The sequence below is a fragment of the Desulfomicrobium baculatum DSM 4028 genome, assembly GCF_000023225.1.
GTDB lineage: Bacteria > Desulfobacterota > Desulfovibrionia > Desulfovibrionales > Desulfomicrobiaceae > Desulfomicrobium > Desulfomicrobium baculatum.
In genome coordinates this window covers 861,972-880,891 of record NC_013173.1, presented here as the reverse complement: position 1 = coordinate 880,891, position 18,920 = coordinate 861,972, and the positions used below count along the sequence as shown (strand labels likewise).

Sequence of the window (18,920 nt, the reverse complement as noted above, 5' to 3'; positions counted from 1 at the left end):
GATCAGGGCTGAATCCTTGGCGTGGCTTGGCAAAAAAACGGGAAGGCCGGGGCATTGCCAGGCCTTCCCGAGGTTTCAAAAAACGGTCGGACTACTTGTTCAGGTGCTTGGCGATGAGCTCTTCCCAGTAGGGATCGGCTTTGAGCAGTTCGAAGCCCTTGTTCAGCGTGTCGAGCAGTTCCTTGTCTTCCTTGCGCACGGCAGCGCCAAAAGGCTCGACCTCGCCGAAAATGCCGACGATCTGCACGGGGCGTTTCTTCTCGGCGTCGCGGGCCGGGGGATAGTTCATGGCGGCGGCATCAAGGCGGCCGTTGACCAGGTCTTCGATGGCCATGGGAGCGGAATCATACAGCTTGATGGTGAACTTCCAGCCCTGCTTTTCCTTCTCGTCGGCCATCCACTTGGCTTCGGAGGTGCCGGCCTGCATGCCCACGGTCACTTCCTTGCCATAGATTTCCTCCGCCTTGAGCGCGGAATCCTTCTTGGTCACGAACACGTTCTTCACTTCCCAGTAGGGTGCGGTGAAGTTGACCTTTTCGGAACGCTCGGCGGTGATGGTCATGCCGGAGCAGATGAAGTCGATCTTCTTGGCCAGCAGGTTGGGAATGATGCCATCCCAGTCCACGGGCACGTGCTTGACCTTGAAGCCCATCTTGGCCGCGATCCAGTCCACCGCGTCCACGTCGAAGCCGCTGGGCTTGCCGCTCTGATCGACGTAGGCGAACGGAGGATAGTTGGCGTCGATGCCGTTCAACAGGACTTTTTCCTCGGCCAGGGCCGGACCGGCAGCCATGCACAGGAGGCAGGCGATCACAAAAGCAGCGCGTTTCAGCATGTTGTTCATCCTCATGAAAACGTTTGACAAAAATTCAGGTTCCCCCACAAGTAACCATGAACCGCCCAGACCGACCTGTTTTTTCAAGTGGGTCAAAACCAGTTCATTGTGCGGCACAACACTTCCAAATGCCGAATGATTTGCAGCATTGTGACATGTACACCGGTATATTCATTTTTCAAAAACCGCAACACATCACCGGCCCCCATGGAAATGCAGAAGAACCAGAAGAAAGCGTATATTTGCGGACTTGCAGCGGTCTGCCTGTGGTCGACCGTGGCCACGGCCTTCAAGCTGTCGCTACGCCACCTCGGGCCGGAGCCGCTGCTCTTCTACGCCAGTCTGACCTCGGTGCTGGTCCTGCTCCTGATCCTGGTCCTCCAGGGAAGGATGGGAGAACTGTCACGGCTGACATTCAAGAAAGCCCGCTTCTCGCTGTTCCTGGGCGGCCTCAACCCCTTCCTCTACTACCTCGTGCTGATCCGCGCCTACGACCTGCTCCGCGCCCAGGAAGCCCAGGCCATCAACTACACCTGGGCCATCACCATGAGCCTCTTGGCCATACCGCTCCTTGGGCAGCGCCTGCGCGGCCTGCAGATTCTGGCCATGGGCCTCGGTTATCTCGGAGCGCTCATCATCTCCACCCACGGCGACCTGCTGGGATTTGAGATGGAAAGCCCCTTGGGCTTTGCCCTGGCCATGGGCAGCACGGTGATCTGGGCCCTGTTCTGGATTTTCGGAGTCAGGGATACCCTGGACCCGACCTTGCGCCTGCTGCTCAATTTCTGCTGCGGTACGATCTACACCGGGGCGTGGGCGCTCCTGTCCGGCATTTCGCTGATCCCCAACGGACCGGGGTTTCTGGGCGCGGTCTATATCGGCGTCTTCGAGATGGGCGTGACCTTCGTACTCTGGATGTCGGCCCTGCGCCTGTCGCGGACTACGGCGCAGGTCAGCAACCTGATTTATCTGGCTCCGTTTTTGTCGCTCTTCATAATTCATTTCCTGGTTGGCGAGACCATCTACGCTTCCACCCTGGTCGGGTTGGCCTTCATCCTGGTCGGCACCGTGGTGCAAAAATTCGCGGATGCACACGAATCAAGCTGAAAAAACAAAGAGTTCCCTTCCCGGCGATTCTTTTTGCGCACGCAAGGGCCGCGTTTGCTTCAGCCTTTTCTCCCTTCGCACCCGCCCGGAATGACCCGGGGTTCAATCATGGGCCCTCTTTGAGTCCGGCCACACACGTTGCAATCCTAAAAAAATATTGACAGGCGAACAGCTCACTACTAACTAATCAAACAGTCTTGAAGCGTCATGCCATTTCATGGGAAGTGAACGTGGCGCTGGTGCGGACCAGCTGGTAGCTGTTTCCAGCCGAAATATCCGCATTTTTCTTACCTTTTTTTTTCGGAGTTATAGTCTAGTCTATGAACATCTATGTTGGAAATCTGTCCTGGTCGACCACCGATGCCGACCTGAAGTCCCTGTTTTCCCAGTACGGCGAAGTCACCTCTGCTCACGTCATCGAAGATCGCGCCACCGGCCGCTCCCGCGGTTTCGGTTTTGTCGAGATGGATGACGAAGGCGCCCGCAAGGCCATCCAGGCAGTGAACGGCACCGATCTTCAGGGCCGCACCCTGAAAGTCAACGAATCTCAGCCCCGTGAGAGCCGCCCCCGCTACTAAGCGGACTGTTCGATCATGAGGAAGCCCGTCACCGACGGGCTTTTTTTTGTCCAAAATCCTCCCGGAACCTGACCGGAACCCGATTGACGCGGTTCTGCCTTGCGCATAATCAGGCCCGACAATCACACCCCCGCCTCAGGAGTTTCCGATGCCTTTTTCCGCCAAAGCGGTTCCGCTTTTCCTCGTCTTTTTCCTGTCGATGCTCTTTGGCTGCGCAAAGACCGTCCCCCAGCCTTCGCAACCCGCCCGGATGCACGGCGACAGCGTGAAGAATATCCCCCAAGCTCCGCCGGCTGCGAAAATCCCCAAACCGTCCGTGACGCCGCAGGCCAAACCCCAGCCCAAGCCTGAGTCCGCCGAAGCGCCCCCTTGTCGTGAATGCGAGACAGTGAGTTCCGACCAGGACCGTGCGGATTGCTTCAAGCTCCAGCCCGGCAAGACGGCCAAAAATTCAAAGGGCAAGACCGTGACCGGCCGCTGCCAGCCGCAATGCGTGCCCTACGCCCGCTGCCGCAGCGGCATCATGACCTGCCGCCTGGGCGACACCGGCCCCGTGGAATGGTTCGAGTGCGCGCGCAAGAGCAAAGCCACCACGTCCATCCCCAAGGCCGGATCCATCATGGTCATTGGCGTCAACACGCGCCGCAAGATGCCCACCGGCCACCTTGGCTACGTGGAAGAAGCCTGCCCCAACGCCGACGGCACCTGGACCCTGCGCTTCAGTCACACCAACTTTGACCGCAAATGCCACCTGGACCTTGACGCGAAAGTTTTGTTCAACCCCAAGACCATGACCGCCAGCTTCCTGAGCGGGCCATGGAAAACCTGGGCCAAAGACCTCAAAATCAGCGGCTTCATATTGAGGTGAGCCATGCAGCCATGCATTCTGAAGCACGCTCCACAGAGCGAATACTACTTCCGGGAAGGGTGTTTCATCACCGAACTCTCCAACGGCGACCATGACCCGGCCGCGTCCCTGGCCCGCGCCCGGGTCGAACCGGGGCGCACCACGGCCTGGCACGCCCTGCGCGATACGCTGGAGCGCTACGTGATCCTTGAAGGTACGGGGTTGGTGGAAATCGGCGACCTGCCGCCGCAAGACGTTGCCCCCGGCGACGTGGTCGTCATTCCTGCCGGGTGCAGACAGCGCATCACCTGCACCGGCGCCTTCGACCTCATCTTCCTGGCCGTCTGCACCCCGCGCTTTGACCCGAAAAACTACATCGCCCTGGAAGAGTGAGAGAAAGCTACTGAAAAAAAATGAGAAAGCTCCCCGCCTTCGCGGGGATGACCCAACTCCAATACCATTTCTTCATTGATATTTCGCAGAACCCCTACCTTCTGAAGAAGCAACCACCCCGCCCTTCGGGCACCCCTCCTTGGCAGGAGGGGAGTTTGAGTGGCTTTTGGCGGATCTTTAAGCTCCACCAAAGTGCCATGGAGGGGCGGGTCGGTCCGGGCAGGCCGATTCGACTGTTTGACCGAGCCAGGCATCGTTGGCGGAATCGTTGCCGCTCGCATTGCACCCCATTCACGTCCTGCACGCAACGATTCAGCCCTACGAGGCCCGCGAGGGAGTTTCGAAGCGGCCTGCCCGGACCGACCCGCCCCTCCACTCCAAACAAACAAAAACCGCGCCTTTTCCCCAAAAAAAACCGCCGGTTTCCCGGCGGTTCGCTTCCCGTTTTGCAGGGCTTGTTCTTACACGCAATTCCAGATCAGAGCGGCAGCAACAGGCTCTCCCCGGTCATCTCCGCAGGCTTCTCAATCCCCAGAATACCCAGGATGGTCGGCGCCACGTCGGCCAGGCGACCGTCGCGCACCCTGAAGTTTCCCGGTCCGACGTAGACGAAAGGCACAGGATTCAAACTGTGGGAGGTCTTCACGTTGCCCTGCTCGTCCAGCATGTCTTCGGCGTTACCGTGGTCCGCCGTGACCAGGAGCGTGCCGCCCAGCCGTGCCACGCAGTCCATGACCCGCCCCAGGCACTGGTCCACGGCTTCGCAGGCCTTGACCGCCGCCGGGATGACTCCGGTATGGCCGACCATGTCCAGGTTGGCGAAATTACACACCACCAGATCATATTCTCCCGATTCCAGAGCGCCGACGAGAGTGTCCGTGACCTTGTACACGCTCATCTCCGGCTTGAAGTCGTAGGTGGGCACATCCTTGGGCGAGGGCAGCAGCTCGCGGTCTTCGCCGGGAAAAGGCGTTTCCTGGCCGCCGTTGAAAAAATAGGTCACATGGGCGTATTTTTCCGTTTCCGCCGTGCGCAACTGGCGCATGCCCCGCTCTGAAACAAGCTGGCCCAGGATGCGGTCTAGGCTGACGGGCGGAAAAAGTGCGGGCAGGTCAAGATTCTTGTCGTAGCGGGTCATGGTCGCGAAGGCCGACACGATGGGTTTTCGCGGCCGGCTAAAACCGGTGAACTCGTCCTCGGTCAGCGCTCTGGTCAGTTCGCGCGCCCGGTCCGCCCGGAAATTGAAAAAGAGCACGGCGTCGCCGTCCCGGATCAGGCCCAAAGGCTGACCGTCAGCGATCACCACGCGCGGTTTGACAAACTCGTCGTTCTCGCCGCTCGCGTAGGCGTCTCTCACAGCCTCGGCGGCGCTCGCCGCCGGCAGGCCCCGCCCTTCGGTCAGGGCCGCATAGGCCAGTTCGACCCGCTCCCAACGCTGATCGCGGTCCATGGCGTAGTAGCGCCCCGAGACCGTGGCGATGCGTCCCGCACCCATGCGGGCCAGATCGACCTCCAGTTCCTCGATGTAGCCCAGTCCGCTGCGCGGCGGGGTGTCCCGGCCATCCAGAAAGGCGTGCACGCAGATGTCCGCAACGCCCTGATTACTCAAGGCCTGAATCAGAGCCACGAGATGGCTCTGCATGCTGTGTACCCCGCCGTCGGAGACCAGGCCCATGAGATGCACCCGGCCGGAGGCTTTTTTGGTCTTGGCTGCAAGATCGGCCAGCACCGGATTGACGGCCAGGGAACCGTCCTCGATGGCCAGATTGATACGCATGATGTCCTGGTAGACGATGCGCCCGGCTCCGAGGTTCAGGTGGCCGACCTCGGAGTTGCCCATCTGGCCGTCAGGCAGACCCACGTCCCGGCCCATGCACTTGAGTTCCCCTTTGGGGCGACCAAAGAGCAGGGCGTCCATGCGCGGGGTATGGGCCAGGCTGACCGCGTTGCCCGGGCCTGGAGCGGCTTTGCCCCAGCCGTCGAGGATGAGCAGCACGCAGGGCTTTTTCATTTTCCTTCCCCGGCCGTGACGCTTGCCGGCAATTCCATGGCCTCTGCCTTGGAGTAGAGCCCCTCGACATTATACATGGAACGCATCTCGTCCTGGAAAACATGCACGATGACGTCGTTGCAATCGACCAGCACCCACTGGCCGGCCTGCATGCCCTCGACGCCGAAAAACTCCCATTTCTTTTCCGCCAGCTTCTGCATGACCTCGTCCGCCAGGGACTGGGCATGCTTGGCCGATCTGGCCGTGACAAATATCATGGTCTCGGTCAGCGGAGAAAACCCCCGCACGTCAAGGGCCTTGATGTTGGTTCCCTTCTTGTCCGAAAGCCAGGTCACTATCTGTTCAATCTTTTCTTCCATAAGGTTCGCTTACACTCCATATGCTATTTTATCGCTCAAACTCATATTTTCTACGTCAATTCTCCATGCAGGGCAATGAGGCAAACCTTGACGAATGCGACGGGTCAAGGCATAGATCTGCAATGCAGTATATTATCGATTCAGCCCTTTTCCCGATATTTAGAAGCCCCTTAGAAGGGGCCACGGTGTAGCGCCAACCGCGCGAATGATTCAACTGCCGTGAACAGCCCCTTGTTCGCGGCTTTTTTTATTTTTTTACCTGGAGGTCGAACCATGCTTTACGACGTTTCCAACGAAACCATGCCCCGGGAAGAACTGGAGGCCCTGCAGCTCACGCGGCTCAAGGCCATGGTTGAAAAAGTCTATTACAACGTACCGTTCTACCAGAACAGGTTCAACGAGATGGACATCCGGCCGGAGCAGATCCGCTCCCTGGACGACCTCAAGTACCTGCCCTTCACCGAGAAACAGGACCTGCGCAACAACTACCCCTTCGGCCTCTTCGCCGTGCCCCGCGACAACGTCGTGCGCGTGCACGCCTCCTCCGGCACCACGGGCAAGGCCACCGTGGTCGGTTACACCCAGCGCGACGTGAATACCTGGGCCGAGCTGATGGCCCGTTCGCTCATGTGCGCGGGAGCCAGCCGCCGCGACATCGTGCACAATGCCTACGGCTACGGCCTCTTCACCGGGGGCCTCGGCATGCATTACGGCGTGGAGCGCCTGGGCGCGACCATCCTGCCCATCTCCGGCGGCGGCACTCGGCGCCAGGTCATGCTCATGCGCGACTTCGGCTCGACCATCCTGTGCAGCACCCCGTCCTACGCCCTCTTTCTGTACGAATCCATCCTCGCGGCGGGCATGAGCATCGAAGACCTGAAGCTGCACACGGGCATCTTCGGGGCCGAACCCTGGAGCGAAAAGATGCGCTCGGAGATCGAATCGAAGCTCCAGATCAAAGCCCTCGACATCTACGGCCTGTCCGAGATCATGGGTCCGGGCGTGGGCATGGAGTGCTGCGACGCCCAGGACGGGCTGCACATCTGGGAAGACCATTTCCTCATCGAGATCATCGACCCTGAAACGGGCGAGCAGCTCCCCCTGGGCGAATCCGGCGAACTGGTCATCACCACCATCACCAAGGAAGCCCAACCGCTCATCCGTTACCGCACCCGCGACATCACGCGCATCGAGGCCATCCCCTGCCGCTGCGGCCGCACGCACCGGCGCATCTCCCGCATCCAGGGCCGCAGCGACGACATGCTCATCATTCGCGGCGTGAACGTGTTCCCGCAGCAGATCGAGACCATCCTGCTTGAAACCCAGGGCGTGGCCCCGCATTACCAGCTCATCCTGACCCGCCAGGGCAGCCTCGATATGCTTGAGGTTAAGGTGGAAGTGGACGAAAAACTCTTCTCGGACGAGATCAGGCATTTACAGCGTATCGAAGCCAAGATACAAAAAAATATCAAGGAATTCCTGGGCGTCACCGCCAAGGTGACCCTGTCCGAACCGCAGAGCATTGAACGCTCCGAGGGGAAGGCCAAGCGCATCATCGACCTGCGCAACTCGTAAACAAGAGGGCTGGCGCCAATCCCGCGCCCCCACCCCAGACCGGGAGGAATCATGAAAGTTGAACAGATTTCCGTTTTTCTGGAAAACAGAGCCGGCCGCCTGGCCGAAGTGACCAAGACCCTGGCCGAAAACCAGATCAATATCCGCGCCCTGTCCCTGGCCGACACCTCCGATTTCGGCATCCTACGCCTCATCGTGACCGACAACGAAAAGGCCAAGGAAGTTCTCAAAGCCAAGGGGTTCACCGTAGGCCGCACCAACGTCGTGGCCGCCGAGGTGGGCGACCGTCCCGGCGGGCTGCACACCATCCTGGAGATGCTCAACGCCGGCGGCGTAAACGTGGAGTACATGTACGCCTTCGTGACCCAAAGCGGACGCAACGCCATCCTCATCTTCCGCTTCGACCGCACGGACCAGGCCATCGAAGTGCTGCAGAAGAACAGCGTGCGCATCCTTTCGGGAGACGAACTCTACACCCTGTAAAGACAACCGCGCCGCGCCCAAAGCTGGGCGGGTTCATGCCGTCACTCCTGGCCCCCGTTTCGCGACGGGGGCTTTTTTGTCCCGAAGGAGTGGCGCGTACAGCCGCAAATCCCCGTCATCCGGGTGGAGCCGAAGGACCATATGACCAACGATCCTGCCTTGCGTTTCCAGCGGGTCTATGTGGAGATCACAAACATCTGCAACCTGCGCTGCGATTTCTGCGCCGGAACCACGCGGCGCCCCGCGAGCATGGATCCGGCCTTTTTCGAGCAGGTCCTGCGGCAGATCGCCCCGCTGACAGGGCAGGTCTGCCTGCACGTTCTCGGCGAACCGCTCCTGCATCCGCATTTCGGGACAATCATGGACCTGTGCGCGAACGCCGGGATACAGGTCAACCTGACCACCAACGCCACCCTGCTGCCCGAAAAATCGGGCCTGCTGCAAAACCGGGCTCTGCGGCAGATCAACTTCTCCATGCAGTCCCTGCGCCGGGTCGATGGCCTCGATCACGACACCCTGGAGGCGATCCTGGAGTTCAGCAGACAGGCGCTCAGCCTGCGGCCCGAACTCTACATCAATTTTCGTCTCTGGACCCTGAACAACCTTCACGCTCCCGCGCGCAGCGATTTCAACTCGGCGGTACTGGCACGCATCGCGGCAAGCCTTGGCTGCGAAACTCCGCACCTCCCGCCGGGACGCAAGAGCGCCAGGCTCGCGGGCCGCGCCTATCTGCACCTGGATACGATCTTTGACTGGCCGGGCGACCTGACCACGCAGAAGCGTGAACACGGTTTCTGCCACGCCCTGTCCACGCACTGCGCCATCCTGGCCGACGGCACGGTCTGCCCGTGCTGCCTGGACGCGGACGGCAGCATCGCGCTCGGCAATCTCCATGACGCCCCCCTGGCCGACATCCTGGATTCGCCCAGAGCCCGCGCCATGGCCGCAGGGTTCGCGGCCGGGCAGTTGGTGGAGGAGGTCTGCCGCCACTGCACCTATTGCCGCAGGTTCAAAAGCAGGGCACAACGCTGAACACGCCCCGCGCACAACCCGCGCCGAACACAAAGCCGCCCATCCGAGTGCCTCATGGATAATTACTCCCGCTCTGCCCTCAACACCTTTGCCGGGCTGATCCTGAACCGCAAACCCTTGCCCTGCCCCGACGCGCCGGACTGGGGCCTGACCTCGGGCCGCGCCCTCTATGTCGTGGTCAGGGGAGACGAAATCCTTTTCGACGCGGCCCGGAATGAACCGCTGCTGCTCGCCGCGCAAATGCTGGGAGAATGCGACCAGGGACACCTGCAGGCCATGCTGCTGGGCGAAGACGGGAGCAGCCGTTACTTCGCCATCAACATCGAGCGACTGCCGGCGAGCACTACGCAGTGTCTGGGCAGCCTGGGCGTCTTCGTGCCGCTGCGTCAGCACGCGGCGGCGCTGCCTAATCAGATGGCCGCCCTGCTCGGTTACGCCCGCGCCGTCGCGGGCTGGCACAGCCTGGCGCGTTTCTGCAGTCTTTGCGGCCACCCGACCGCGATCAGGCCCGGCTCCCTGGCGCAGACCTGCACAAACCCCCAGTGCGGCGCGCAGCATTTCCCGCGCGTCAATCCGGCCATGATCGTGCTGGTGCACCACGCGGGCATCCATGGCGACAAATGCCTGCTCGGCCGCCAGAGCACCTGGAAACCCCGGGTCTATTCGGCCCTCTCCGGCTATGTGGAGCCAGGCGAAAGCGCCGAGGACGCGGTCCTGCGCGAGGTCATGGAGGAAACCGGCATAAAGATTTGCGATGTGCGCTATTTTTCCTCCCAGCCCTGGCCGTTTTCCGGATCGCTCATGCTCGGCTTTCATGCCCGCGCCACGACCACGGATATTCATATCGATAAAACCGAACTCGAGGACGCCCGCTGGTTTGCCCGCCATAAAATCCCGGCCTTGTTGGCCTCGGGAGAGTTCGCCCTGCCCTCTACCGAGACCATCGCCCGCCAGCTCTTCGACGCCTGGTACTCGCCTGGCGAGTCAGTCCGGGATTGAAGCGCGGCCCTCATCTTCGCGCCCGATAACGGCAGGGGAAACCCCGTCAGATCATTGCATCCGCCTAGGGATTATGGTTAAACATGGGCAAGCGACCTGCCTGTTCCGAAATATCACCACGGGAGAAGACCATGGGTAAGAAACTGCTTCTGGCCGGCGGCGGCCATGCACATATGACCATCCTGGCCCACATGCGCGATCTGATCCGGGAAGGACACGAAGTCACCGTCGTCCAGCCCTCCGATTACCACTACTACTCCGGCATGGGGCCGGGCATGCTCGGCACGACCTACACCCCGGCCGAAATCCGTTTCGCGACCCGCCATGTGGTCGAGGGCATGGGCGGGAGCTTCGTACGGGACAAAGTCGTGCGCATAAACGCCGACCAACGCCAGGTCACCCTGGCTTCCGGCCAGATCATGGACTACGATGTGCTGTCCTGCAACGCGGGCAGCTTCATCCCCTTCGACACTATCCACGGCGACACCTCGAACGTGTTCACGGTCAAGCCCATCGAACGCCTGCAGGAGGCGCAGCGGGCCGTGATCTCGCTTTGCGCCACGCGCACCCGGCCTCATGTGGCCGTGGTCGGAGGCGGTCCGGCCGCCCTTGAAATCGCCGGCAACGTGCGCAAGCTGGCCAAACTCAAAGGGCGGCACGAGCCGCGCATCACCCTTTTCGCCGGCCGGAAACTGCTTGGCCGCTTTCCGGAAAAAATCGGAAAACTGGCCCGCGAATCCTTTGCCCGCCAGAACATCGAGATCAACGAAGACGGCTATGTGGACGAAATCAGTAATGGCGTCATCGTCCAGGGCCAAAAGCACCACCACCCCGACCTCATCTTCGTGGCCACGGGTGTGAGGCCCTCGCGCATCTTCGCCGACTCCGGGCTGCCCACCGGCATCACGGGCGGGCTCCTGGTCAACGAATGGTTGCAAAGCGTGGAGCACCCCGAAATTTTCGGCGGCGGCGACTGCATCGACTTCGAGCCCAAAGCCCTGGACAAGGTCGGCGTCTATGCGGTGCGCGAAAACCCGGTCCTGCTGCGCAACGTGCGCGCCGCCTTGAACGGGACCAGGATGCAGCGCTTCGATCCCGGCGGAAAATATCTGCTTCTGTTCAACATGGGCGACGACACGGCCATCTTCAGCAAAGGGGGATTCATCTTCTGCAACTGGCTGGGATTTTTACTTAAAGACTACATCGATCGCCGCTTCATGCGTCATTTCCAGGCTCTTGGACGCTGACGGACCCATGGATGTCCTGCTACGGGTAAAGGCCCTGGGCAAACGTTTCGGCACGGACACGGTCTTTGAAGGCGTGAGCTTCGACGTGGAACGGGGCAGCCTCGTCTCCCTGGTCGGCCCCTCGGGCGCAGGCAAGACCACACTGCTGCATATCATCGCGGGGCTGCAGGCCCCAGACAGCGGAACGGTCGGACATCTGGGCGGAGGGGAAAAGCCACAGGCCATCCTCGTCTTTCAGGACTACGTGCTCTTCCCGAACATGACGGTGTTCCAGAACATCGCCTTCGGCCTGAAAACGCGCGGACTGTCCAAGGCCGCCATCCGGGACAAGGTCATGCCTTTGCTTGGCTATTTTCACCTTGAGGACCGGGCCGGCGCCTACCCGGCACAGCTCTCGGGCGGGCAGAAGCAGCGTGTGGCCATCGCCCGGGCCATGGTCCTGGAACCATCCTTGCTGCTCCTGGACGAGCCCTTCGCCAACCTGGACCGAAACCTGAAAATGGAGACGGCCCTCTTCATCCGCTCCACCCAGCGCGCTTTCGGCATCACCACGATCTGCGTGACCCATGATCTGCAGGAGGCCCTGGCCATGTCCGACCGCATCGGGGTCATGCTCGGGGGCAGGTTGCGGCAATTCGCTCCGCCGCTGGAGGTCTACCGGCGGCCCGTGGACATGGACACGGCCCGCTTTCTGGGTCCGGTCAACACCATCGGCCATTCCCTGGCCCGGCACCTGGGCCTTGCAACCTGCTGGCTGCGACCGGAAGCCCTGCGCCTGCAAAGGGATGCGGACGGACCCGGCACCGTCACCGCCGCGCACTTCGCGGGCCACTATCTCTCCTACACCGTGCGCGTCCTGGATCAGGAGCTTGTGATCTACGCCCTGGAACCCATGGCCCAGCCCGGCGACAGGGTGCGCGTCCACGTCTCAAACCAATATCCGCCGATCATGGGCGACTCTTTCCCGGAGGATTCATGCGCGTAATATTTTTTCTCTCCCTCTTCCTGGCCCTGACCGCCGGGTGTTCCGAGGCTCCGACCGAGGAGTCCGTGCTCCGGCAGGACTACGCGAGTCTGGAAAACCTCGCGCGCGGCACGGAGGTGCGCTGGCACATGTGGGGCGGCAGCGCCCAGATCAACCAGTGGGTCGACACCTATGTGGCCGGGGAAATGAAACGCCTGTTCGACATAAACGTGGTGCGCGTGCCCATGGACGCGCCGGTCTTCGTCAACAAGCTCTTGACCGAAAAGGTCGCGGGCAAGGACACGGGGACCATGGACCTCTTGTGGATCAACGGCGAAAACTTCAAGAACTCCATGCAGGCCGGGGTGCTTTTCGGCCCCTTCACGGACAGGCTGCCCAATTTCACGGCCTGGTACGACCCGCAGAAATCGGCCCATGATTTCGGTTTCCCCGTGAACGGGTTTGAAGCGCCCTATGGCCGGGCCCAGTTCGTGTTCGAGTACGACACGGAGCGCACGCCCACCCCGCCGGCCACGCTGGCCGAGCTTGCGGACTGGATCAGGGCCAATCCGGGACGTTTCACCTACCCGCAGCCACCGGACTTCACGGGCTCGGCCTTTCTGCGCCAGATCTTCTACGCCACCACCGGCGGCCACGAACAATATATGGACGGCTTCAACCCCGACCTCTACGCCAAAAACGCTCCCCTCACCTTTGCCTGGCTCAGTGAGCTTGGACCCTATCTGTGGCAGGAAGGCCGGACCTATCCCAAAGACGCTGCCGCCCTGGACACCCTGTTTGCACGCGGCGAGATCGACATGGCCATGTCCTATCACCCGGCCCACGCCCAGATGAAAATCCTGGAAAAGACCTATCCGGACACGGCGAAGACCTTTGTCCTGGCCGAGGGGGCCATCTTCAACACCCACTTCACGGCCATTCCCTTCAACGCCCCGAACAAGGCCGGAGCCATGGTCCTGGCCAATTTCCTGATGAGCCCCGAAGCCCAGCTCTCCAAGTTCAAGCCCGAAAACTGGGGCGACCTGCCCGCCCTGGAGATCGGGAAGCTGGACGAGGCGCAGCGCCAGGCCTTCGACGCGGTGGACCTGGGCGCGGCCACCCTCGGCGCGGATGCGCTGTCGGCGGTCGCCGTGCCGGAGATCGCTTCCGAATATCTGGAACTTCTGGAGCGGGACTGGGACACGATCATCCTCGGGCACTAGCAGGCATTGCTCATGAAACGCGGGATCGTCCACGGTCTTCTCCCCCTGCTGCTGCCCTACTGCGCCCTCTTCTGCGCGGGTCTGGCCCTGACCCTGGCCCAGAGCCTGGGCCTTTTCCTGCCGCTGGGATCAGGGGAAGGCACTCTTGAACACTACCAGACCCTGATTCAGGATCAGGGCATACGGCAATCTCTTGGTCTGTCCCTGTCCGTGGCCTTTTTTTCGGCGGCGGGCTCGGTCCTGGGCGGCACCGTCCTGGCACTGGCACTATGGCGCATGCCGCCCGGCCTGCGCAGGGTGGGTGTGGTTTCGAAAGTCGGGCTCATCCTGCCCCACGTGGCGGTGGCCTTCCTGGTCCTGCTGCTGCTCAGCCGGACCGGCCTTGTGGCCTCGGTTCTCTTCCAGACAGGGATCATCTCCTCGCCGGAGGAATTTCCCAGCATCCTGCACACCGGCAGCGGCCTGGGCATGATCCTGGCCTTTCTGCTCAAGGGCGTGCCCTTCGCCCTGCTCCTGATCGGTGCCGTGCTCTTCGGCTTCGACATCCGGCTGATCCAGACCGCGCGCATGCTCGGGGCCGGCCCCTTACGCACCTTCTGGTCCGTGACCCTGCCGCGCCTCTTGCCGGCCATGCACAGCGCCTTCATCATCCTTTTCCTGTACGCCTTCGGCTCCTTCGACATCCCCTTCGTGCTCGGGGAGTCGCACCCCGGTATGCTCTCCATCAGGGTGTTCGACATCTTCTTCCAGCGCGACCTGAGCCAGCGCCCCCAAGCCATGGCCATCCTGACGCTCATGTTCGTCTTCGCCGCCCTCTTCGCCATGCTCTACAACCGCTTCGCCGCCTACCTCGACGGCTGGAGGCGCAAACTGTGAAACACGCGCCGACCATCATCGTTCTGGCGCTTCTCTTCCTGCTGCCGGTCGTCGTGCTGATCCTGCAGGCCGGTGCGCCGGGCTGGCGCTTTCCGGATCTCTGGCCGGAGCTGACTTTTGACGGATTTCGCTTCCTCGCAGCCCGCCCGGAACCGTTTCTGACGGCGCTGGCCAGCTCGCTCGGCTATTCGCTGACGACCGTGGCCGTGACCCTGGCCATGACCATCCTGCCCGCACAGGTGCTGGCCTTCCGTTCATTCCCCGGCAAAAACCTGCTCGAAGGCCTGCTCCTGCTCCCGGCCCTGGTTCCGGCCATGACCTTTTCCATGGGCCTGCACTTCATCTTCATCAAGATCGGCCTGGCCGACACCACGCCCGGCGTGATCCTGGTCCTGTCCATGATCAGCTACCCGTACATGCTGCGCGCCCTGACCACGGGCTACACCCTCATGGGCCGCGAGTACGCAGTCTGCGCCCGCAACCTGGGCGCGTCGAAATGGCGAGTCTTTCTGGAAGTGGAGATGCCGCAGCTCCTCCCGGCCATGGCGGCGGGCGCGAGCGTGGTCTTTCTGGTGGCGTTTTCCGAATATTTCCTGGTCTTCCTGATCGGAGGCGGAAGCGTCGCGTCCTTCACGGGCTATCTCTTCCCGCTCATAACGTCCTCCAACCGCGGCCTCGGGGCGCTTATCACCCTGGTCTTCCTGGCCGTGCCCATCGTCCTCTTCATCGTGCTGGAACTGGGACTGTACAGGTACCACCGCAAGCGGTGGATGCGGTAGGCGGTTGTGCAAGCAGGTCACCCTCACAGATCAGCCCTGACCTTAAAAAAGGGTTGAGCGCTTGCCAAATTTCCGTGAACGAACCCGCCAGTTCTCATTTTCTTGATAAAAACTGCTAACAAGCTCATAATTATCAGTAAAACAGGAAAAGTCAGCTAGAAGATGCTCTTTTCAACTCTATTTTGTACCAAGTGTTGACGCTTCTGGCGCAGTTCGGATAGCTGTTATCTATAAAACTCCTCAAGAGTCATCGGTGTTTGCAATGCCAACCGTGAGCTATTGTTCACAAAGGAGGGAAAATGGACGCAAATGATTTGAAAAAAGTTCTGGCCGGTTGCTGCCTTGCGGCACTCTTGGCCAGTGCCTCGGCAGGCGTGGTCAACGCAGTGGCTTCCGGGAGTGGCTGAGGTGGGAGTTCAAAACCCGCTGCCGGTGGCAGTGATGGAAATGAATCGGACGGAAATTCCACGAAAACCGTTCCCGGTGGAAGTGGCTGCGGTGGTGGAGCAAAAACCGGTGCCGGGAGCACCGATACACCCAAAAAACAGTAACACCGTATCACTTGGAAAATAAGGGGGAGCTGCATGGCTCCCCCTGTCATTTATTGATGAAATCCAAATAAACCAGTTAGCCCGGAAACTCTGCTGGCACTATTCACAGAACAGGAAAGACCATGAACCAAGCGGCACTGCATACGCTTTATCCAGTGACAGCATCATTTCTCGATGCGGAAACACTCTCAAATCTTGAGGCAGCCCACAGCAAGAGTGCAGGAACGCTCCTCACGGCTATTGCGGAGATTTCGCGGGAAGGCTTGGCCCCTTTTTTTCTCCCGGACATCTGTGCTTTGGAACTTGCAATGGAGAAGGTCGCGTCGAAGACGGTTGACCAGCCAGGACCGGCTGATGGCATTATTGTGAATCCGAGCCTTGAATTATGCGTGCTGCATACTTCGGGATGTGTTGACGTTATTCACGGACTGAGCACAGAGAGATGTCCGGTGCATGGTCAAGAAATGATCATGGTGTGGAAAAATAGAGGCATGCAAAAAGTTACTGTTGCCGTGGCAAAGCCTGAAGATCTCGCCGCAATCAAAATTATCACAGACGGGGTGGATCCCTCGAGCGCGGAAACAGAAGCCAACGTTACGCCCGGCCTTGTCGACATTCTTCTCGGAAAAGCCGTCGACAAAGGCATTCTCCTTTCTCCCGCATCACTCATACGACGCAAACGCCAGGATTTTTCCGACAGCCTTTCCATCCCGGAAGAACATCTCAGCGCGGAAGTCTTCACCCTGCAGTGGCATATCACCCAGGATTGCGACCTGTTTTGCCGTCATTGCTACGACCGCAGCGCCCGAGCGAATATGGCCGTGGACAAAGCTTTGGATGTGATCGATGATTTCCATTCCTTTTGCCGGGATCGACACGTTCGCGGCCAGATAAGTTTTTCCGGAGGAAATCCCCTGCTCTACCCCGGATTTCTGGAAGTCTACGAACGTGCAGCCCGGAAGGGTTTCGCCGTGGCCATCCTCGGGAATCCGACCACCAGGGAAACGATGGACTCGATCTTAAAAATCGCCCGGCCGGAATACTTTCAGGTCAGCCTGGAAGGATTGCCCGCACACAACGATTCCATCCGTGGCCACGGGCATTTCCAGCGCGTCATGAACTTTCTTGAGATACTGCGGGCTGTCCATGTCCAAGGACAGATCATGCTTACTCTGACGCGGGATAACATGAACCAGGTGCTGCCCTTGGCGGAATTATTGGAAGTGAAAGTCTGGGGTCTGGCCTTCAACCGGCTCTCCCCGGTGGGAAGAGGAGCGGCTCTTGCCCTGCCAAGTCCCGCTGAATTTCAAGACTTTGCGGCACGGTATTGCGAGTCCGCCTCACGACTCAGTGTCTTATCTTTCAAGGACAACATGCTCAACGCGCATCTGGCCGCCACAGGACAACCACTCTTCGGGGGCTGCACCGGATTCGGCTGTGGAGCGGCTTTTAATTTCATGGCCTTGCTTCCGGACGGAGAAGTGCATGCCTGCCGAAAATTCCCTTCACTTATCGGAAACATTGCCGCCGCGTCTCTTGGCGAAATTTACGACGGGCAAGCAGCCGTCAGCTACCGCACCCGAAGCGAAGCCTGCCGGGAATGCGCCATCGTGGCGACATGCGGCGGTTGCCCGGCGGTAGTTTCAGGCCTGGGCCTGGACATCGCCAAGGATCGCGACCCATTTTGCCCTGGACCAATCCTTCTGCCCCAGTCTCCCGCCACGCCAGCCTCATGAATCACGCCGACGCCTCAAAAAACCAGACGCTAAATTATTTTTGGATGCCGGTCGGGCAGACGTCATCTTTGAGACAATAGCTTTCCACGAATCGACCGATCTGAACACCCATGTGAATGCATTTTTTCCCGGCCAGACAGTCCTCGACATCCTTCTTGTCCAGATGGGTTTCCAGGGAGTGTTCGTCGTGCGTGAATTCCACCAACCAAGCTTCGGTCTTTTCGTCGTAAAAACACGATGTCTGGATGCCGTTCTTCTCGATCTCCGGATACATTTCCCTGATCCTCGCCAAGAGTTCGCTCGCTTTCACCTGCATTGCCGCCTCCTCTATTTCGCGGTCCGAACAGTTAAAAGAATCACAAGTCATAGCATCACTTGTCAGACTTTAGACGAAAACACAATTACGGACCAAATTTTACGGGTTACACAGGGCGATGCTGAACAAAATGATCAGGGACCGTCCCGGACTACTGACCGCTCCGGTCAAGCACGCAGACCGTCTTATCCTGCGGGTCGAAGACTTCGTCCAGGATGGCGTCCACATGGTCTCGCCGAGTGCTGAAAATCTTCGCGCAGCATTCTTCGAGCACCGCGCGGGATTTGGAGTCCAGAGGCAGATCCGGAAACGCGGGCAGACCGAAGTCCTCGAACACCATGGGCACGTATGCCAGATCGCGATCCAGGGTCCAGGCCTGCCCTCCGCCGCCGGTCACGGACTCCTTGAACATCTGGGTCTGATCCATGCGTTTGGCAAATGCCAGGGATTCGGACGGGCGGTTGGATTCGTTGACGCTTGCAATGCGGGTGTTGATCTCGTCGCAGAACTTGCGCAGATGGTCGTGGTTTACGGTTATCATGACCCGGCCGGGATGAAGCGAGTCGGAATAGGGGGTCCCGTGCATGTAGGATTCGATCATACGCGCCAGAGGTTCGTAGATTTCCCACACGGTTTTGGCAAAAAGGCCCTTGCGGGTGAAGCTGCGCGGCCTGCGGAATTGCAGGCTGCAAACCTGGTGCGTGTAGAGAGCAGGATCGTCAAGGGTAACGCCCAGGGAATCAAAAACAAGCCGAGTTCCAGACTCGGACCCAAGCAGGCAATTGAGTCCCGCGAACCAGGAGCGGATGTCCTCAGCCTGGGTCTTGAGCCTGGCGACCTGAGACTCGAAAAAAGCGATCTCTTCATCAAGAGCCGTCCTGGCCCCGAAAAAAGTGTCCGCCGCCTCGCGCAGCCCCTCTTCCACCAAAGCGTCTCCCCATTCATCCAAAAGTCCCATGCGTCCCCCGTTAGCTACGAATATATACAGACTCTACGCACGCCGATGAGT

20 protein-coding genes are annotated in these 18,920 nt (G+C 60.2%); 15 read left to right on the top strand and 5 right to left on the bottom strand.

Annotation, left to right across the window (positions count from 1 at the left end):
- Positions 1 to 91 precede the first annotated feature (91 nt).
- Entirely contained in the window at positions 92 to 835 is a 744-nt protein-coding gene (locus tag DBAC_RS04100) for an ABC transporter substrate-binding protein (protein ID WP_015773023.1), read from the bottom strand.
- A gap of 207 nt (positions 836 to 1,042) precedes the next feature.
- Between DBAC_RS04100 and DBAC_RS04095 the strand changes: the two genes are divergently transcribed.
- The 4 genes from DBAC_RS04095 to DBAC_RS04080 all read left to right on the top strand — a co-directional run bounded on the left by DBAC_RS04095 (position 1,043) and on the right by DBAC_RS04080 (position 3,760).
- On the top strand, positions 1,043 to 1,942 hold the full coding sequence (locus DBAC_RS04095; RefSeq protein WP_015773022.1) for a DMT family transporter: 900 nt from the start codon (positions 1,043 to 1,045) through the stop codon (positions 1,940 to 1,942).
- A gap of 320 nt (positions 1,943 to 2,262) precedes the next feature.
- Positions 2,263 to 2,520 (top strand): RNA-binding regulator, encoded by a 258-nt coding sequence (rbp, locus tag DBAC_RS04090; protein WP_015773021.1) that lies wholly within the window; start codon positions 2,263 to 2,265, stop codon positions 2,518 to 2,520.
- A 148-nt stretch (positions 2,521 to 2,668) separates the two neighbouring features.
- On the top strand, positions 2,669 to 3,388 hold the full coding sequence (locus DBAC_RS04085) for a CHAP domain-containing protein (RefSeq protein WP_015773020.1): 720 nt from the start codon (positions 2,669 to 2,671) through the stop codon (positions 3,386 to 3,388).
- A gap of 3 nt (positions 3,389 to 3,391) precedes the next feature.
- The gene (locus tag DBAC_RS04080) at positions 3,392 to 3,760 is read left to right on the top strand and encodes a cupin domain-containing protein (protein ID WP_015773019.1); all 369 of its coding nucleotides are present in this window, start codon (positions 3,392 to 3,394) and stop codon (positions 3,758 to 3,760) included.
- A gap of 478 nt (positions 3,761 to 4,238) precedes the next feature.
- Here DBAC_RS04080 and gpmI read toward each other — a convergent pair whose 3' ends face one another.
- Complete coding sequence (gene gpmI, locus DBAC_RS04075; protein ID WP_015773018.1) at positions 4,239 to 5,771, bottom strand: 2,3-bisphosphoglycerate-independent phosphoglycerate mutase; 1,533 nt, start codon at positions 5,769 to 5,771, stop codon at positions 4,239 to 4,241.
- Positions 5,768 to 6,130, bottom strand: a complete 363-nt coding sequence (rsfS, locus tag DBAC_RS04070) for a ribosome silencing factor (RefSeq protein ID WP_015773017.1) — start codon at positions 6,128 to 6,130, stop codon at positions 5,768 to 5,770. The genes gpmI and rsfS overlap by 4 nt, the downstream gene beginning before the upstream one ends.
- A 273-nt stretch (positions 6,131 to 6,403) precedes the next feature.
- Between rsfS and DBAC_RS04065 the strand changes: the two genes are divergently transcribed.
- From DBAC_RS04065 to sbtM, 11 genes are all read left to right on the top strand, one after another.
- Entirely contained in the window at positions 6,404 to 7,705 is a 1,302-nt protein-coding gene (locus tag DBAC_RS04065) for a phenylacetate--CoA ligase family protein (RefSeq protein WP_015773016.1), read from the top strand.
- Positions 7,706 to 7,756: 51 nt separating this feature from the next.
- Positions 7,757 to 8,188 carry an ACT domain-containing protein gene (locus tag DBAC_RS04060; RefSeq protein ID WP_015773015.1) on the top strand — a complete coding sequence of 144 codons (432 nt, stop codon included), beginning with the start codon at positions 7,757 to 7,759 and terminating at the stop codon, positions 8,186 to 8,188.
- Positions 8,189 to 8,329: 141 nt separating this feature from the next.
- Positions 8,330 to 9,220: a radical SAM/SPASM domain-containing protein gene (locus tag DBAC_RS04055; protein ID WP_015773014.1), complete on the top strand. Its 891-nt coding sequence runs from the start codon at positions 8,330 to 8,332 to the stop codon at positions 9,218 to 9,220.
- Between the two features lie 54 nt (positions 9,221 to 9,274).
- Positions 9,275 to 10,219, top strand: a complete 945-nt coding sequence (gene nudC / locus DBAC_RS04050; RefSeq protein WP_015773013.1) for an NAD(+) diphosphatase — start codon at positions 9,275 to 9,277, stop codon at positions 10,217 to 10,219.
- Positions 10,220 to 10,350: 131 nt separating this feature from the next.
- A complete protein-coding gene (locus DBAC_RS04045) occupies positions 10,351 to 11,466 on the top strand; it encodes an NAD(P)/FAD-dependent oxidoreductase (RefSeq protein ID WP_015773012.1) in 1,116 nt (371 codons plus the stop codon).
- A gap of 7 nt (positions 11,467 to 11,473) precedes the next feature.
- Positions 11,474 to 12,451 (top strand): ABC transporter ATP-binding protein, encoded by a 978-nt coding sequence (locus tag DBAC_RS04040; protein WP_015773011.1) that lies wholly within the window; start codon positions 11,474 to 11,476, stop codon positions 12,449 to 12,451.
- Positions 12,442 to 13,653: an ABC transporter substrate-binding protein gene (locus DBAC_RS04035; protein WP_015773010.1), complete on the top strand. Its 1,212-nt coding sequence runs from the start codon at positions 12,442 to 12,444 to the stop codon at positions 13,651 to 13,653. Before DBAC_RS04040 ends, DBAC_RS04035 begins: the two co-directional genes overlap by 10 nt.
- A gap of 12 nt (positions 13,654 to 13,665) precedes the next feature.
- On the top strand, positions 13,666 to 14,529 hold the full coding sequence (locus DBAC_RS04030) for an ABC transporter permease (RefSeq protein WP_015773009.1): 864 nt from the start codon (positions 13,666 to 13,668) through the stop codon (positions 14,527 to 14,529).
- Positions 14,526 to 15,308: an ABC transporter permease gene (locus DBAC_RS04025; RefSeq protein WP_015773008.1), complete on the top strand. Its 783-nt coding sequence runs from the start codon at positions 14,526 to 14,528 to the stop codon at positions 15,306 to 15,308. The genes DBAC_RS04030 and DBAC_RS04025 overlap by 4 nt, the downstream gene beginning before the upstream one ends.
- 299 nt (positions 15,309 to 15,607) lie before the next feature.
- Positions 15,608 to 15,859 carry an SbtA family thio(seleno)oxazole RiPP natural product precursor gene (gene sbtA / locus DBAC_RS19280; RefSeq protein ID WP_074448727.1) on the top strand — a complete coding sequence of 84 codons (252 nt, stop codon included), beginning with the start codon at positions 15,608 to 15,610 and terminating at the stop codon, positions 15,857 to 15,859.
- A 122-nt stretch (positions 15,860 to 15,981) separates the two neighbouring features.
- Positions 15,982 to 17,595 carry a thio(seleno)oxazole modification radical SAM maturase SbtM gene (sbtM, locus tag DBAC_RS04020; RefSeq protein WP_015773006.1) on the top strand — a complete coding sequence of 538 codons (1,614 nt, stop codon included), beginning with the start codon at positions 15,982 to 15,984 and terminating at the stop codon, positions 17,593 to 17,595.
- 34 nt (positions 17,596 to 17,629) lie between these two features.
- Here the strand turns inward: sbtM and DBAC_RS04015 are convergent, their stop codons facing one another.
- Both DBAC_RS04015 and DBAC_RS04010 read right to left on the bottom strand, forming a co-directional pair.
- Positions 17,630 to 17,911 (bottom strand): hypothetical protein, encoded by a 282-nt coding sequence (locus DBAC_RS04015; RefSeq protein WP_015773005.1) that lies wholly within the window; start codon positions 17,909 to 17,911, stop codon positions 17,630 to 17,632.
- Positions 17,912 to 18,062: 151 nt separating this feature from the next.
- The gene (locus DBAC_RS04010; RefSeq protein ID WP_015773004.1) at positions 18,063 to 18,869 is read right to left on the bottom strand and encodes a hypothetical protein; all 807 of its coding nucleotides are present in this window, start codon (positions 18,867 to 18,869) and stop codon (positions 18,063 to 18,065) included.
- Positions 18,870 to 18,920 lie beyond the last annotated feature (51 nt).

Bases quoted from the DNA above. Each gene is read 5' to 3' on its own strand.
- DBAC_RS04030 (WP_015773009.1), top strand. From the start codon at position 13,666: ATGAAACGCGGGATCGTCCACGGTCTTCTCCCCCTGCTGCTGCCCTAC.
- DBAC_RS04015 (WP_015773005.1), bottom strand. From the start codon at position 17,911: ATGCAGGTGAAAGCGAGCGAACTCTTGGCGAGGATCAGGGAAATGTAT.
- rsfS (WP_015773017.1), bottom strand. From the start codon at position 6,130: ATGGAAGAAAAGATTGAACAGATAGTGACCTGGCTTTCGGACAAGAAG.
- DBAC_RS04060 (WP_015773015.1), top strand. From the start codon at position 7,757: ATGAAAGTTGAACAGATTTCCGTTTTTCTGGAAAACAGAGCCGGCCGC.
- nudC (WP_015773013.1), top strand. From the start codon at position 9,275: ATGGATAATTACTCCCGCTCTGCCCTCAACACCTTTGCCGGGCTGATC.
- DBAC_RS04100 (WP_015773023.1), bottom strand. From the start codon at position 835: ATGCTGAAACGCGCTGCTTTTGTGATCGCCTGCCTCCTGTGCATGGCT.
- DBAC_RS04035 (WP_015773010.1), top strand. From the start codon at position 12,442: ATGCGCGTAATATTTTTTCTCTCCCTCTTCCTGGCCCTGACCGCCGGG.
- DBAC_RS04040 (WP_015773011.1), top strand. From the start codon at position 11,474: ATGGATGTCCTGCTACGGGTAAAGGCCCTGGGCAAACGTTTCGGCACG.
- DBAC_RS04095 (WP_015773022.1), top strand. From the start codon at position 1,043: ATGGAAATGCAGAAGAACCAGAAGAAAGCGTATATTTGCGGACTTGCA.
- DBAC_RS04085 (WP_015773020.1), top strand. From the start codon at position 2,669: ATGCCTTTTTCCGCCAAAGCGGTTCCGCTTTTCCTCGTCTTTTTCCTG.
- DBAC_RS04010 (WP_015773004.1), bottom strand. From the start codon at position 18,869: ATGGGACTTTTGGATGAATGGGGAGACGCTTTGGTGGAAGAGGGGCTG.
- rbp (WP_015773021.1), top strand. From the start codon at position 2,263: ATGAACATCTATGTTGGAAATCTGTCCTGGTCGACCACCGATGCCGAC.
- DBAC_RS04080 (WP_015773019.1), top strand. From the start codon at position 3,392: ATGCAGCCATGCATTCTGAAGCACGCTCCACAGAGCGAATACTACTTC.
- DBAC_RS04065 (WP_015773016.1), top strand. From the start codon at position 6,404: ATGCTTTACGACGTTTCCAACGAAACCATGCCCCGGGAAGAACTGGAG.
- sbtM (WP_015773006.1), top strand. From the start codon at position 15,982: ATGAACCAAGCGGCACTGCATACGCTTTATCCAGTGACAGCATCATTT.
- DBAC_RS04045 (WP_015773012.1), top strand. From the start codon at position 10,351: ATGGGTAAGAAACTGCTTCTGGCCGGCGGCGGCCATGCACATATGACC.
- gpmI (WP_015773018.1), bottom strand. From the start codon at position 5,771: ATGAAAAAGCCCTGCGTGCTGCTCATCCTCGACGGCTGGGGCAAAGCC.
- DBAC_RS04055 (WP_015773014.1), top strand. From the start codon at position 8,330: ATGACCAACGATCCTGCCTTGCGTTTCCAGCGGGTCTATGTGGAGATC.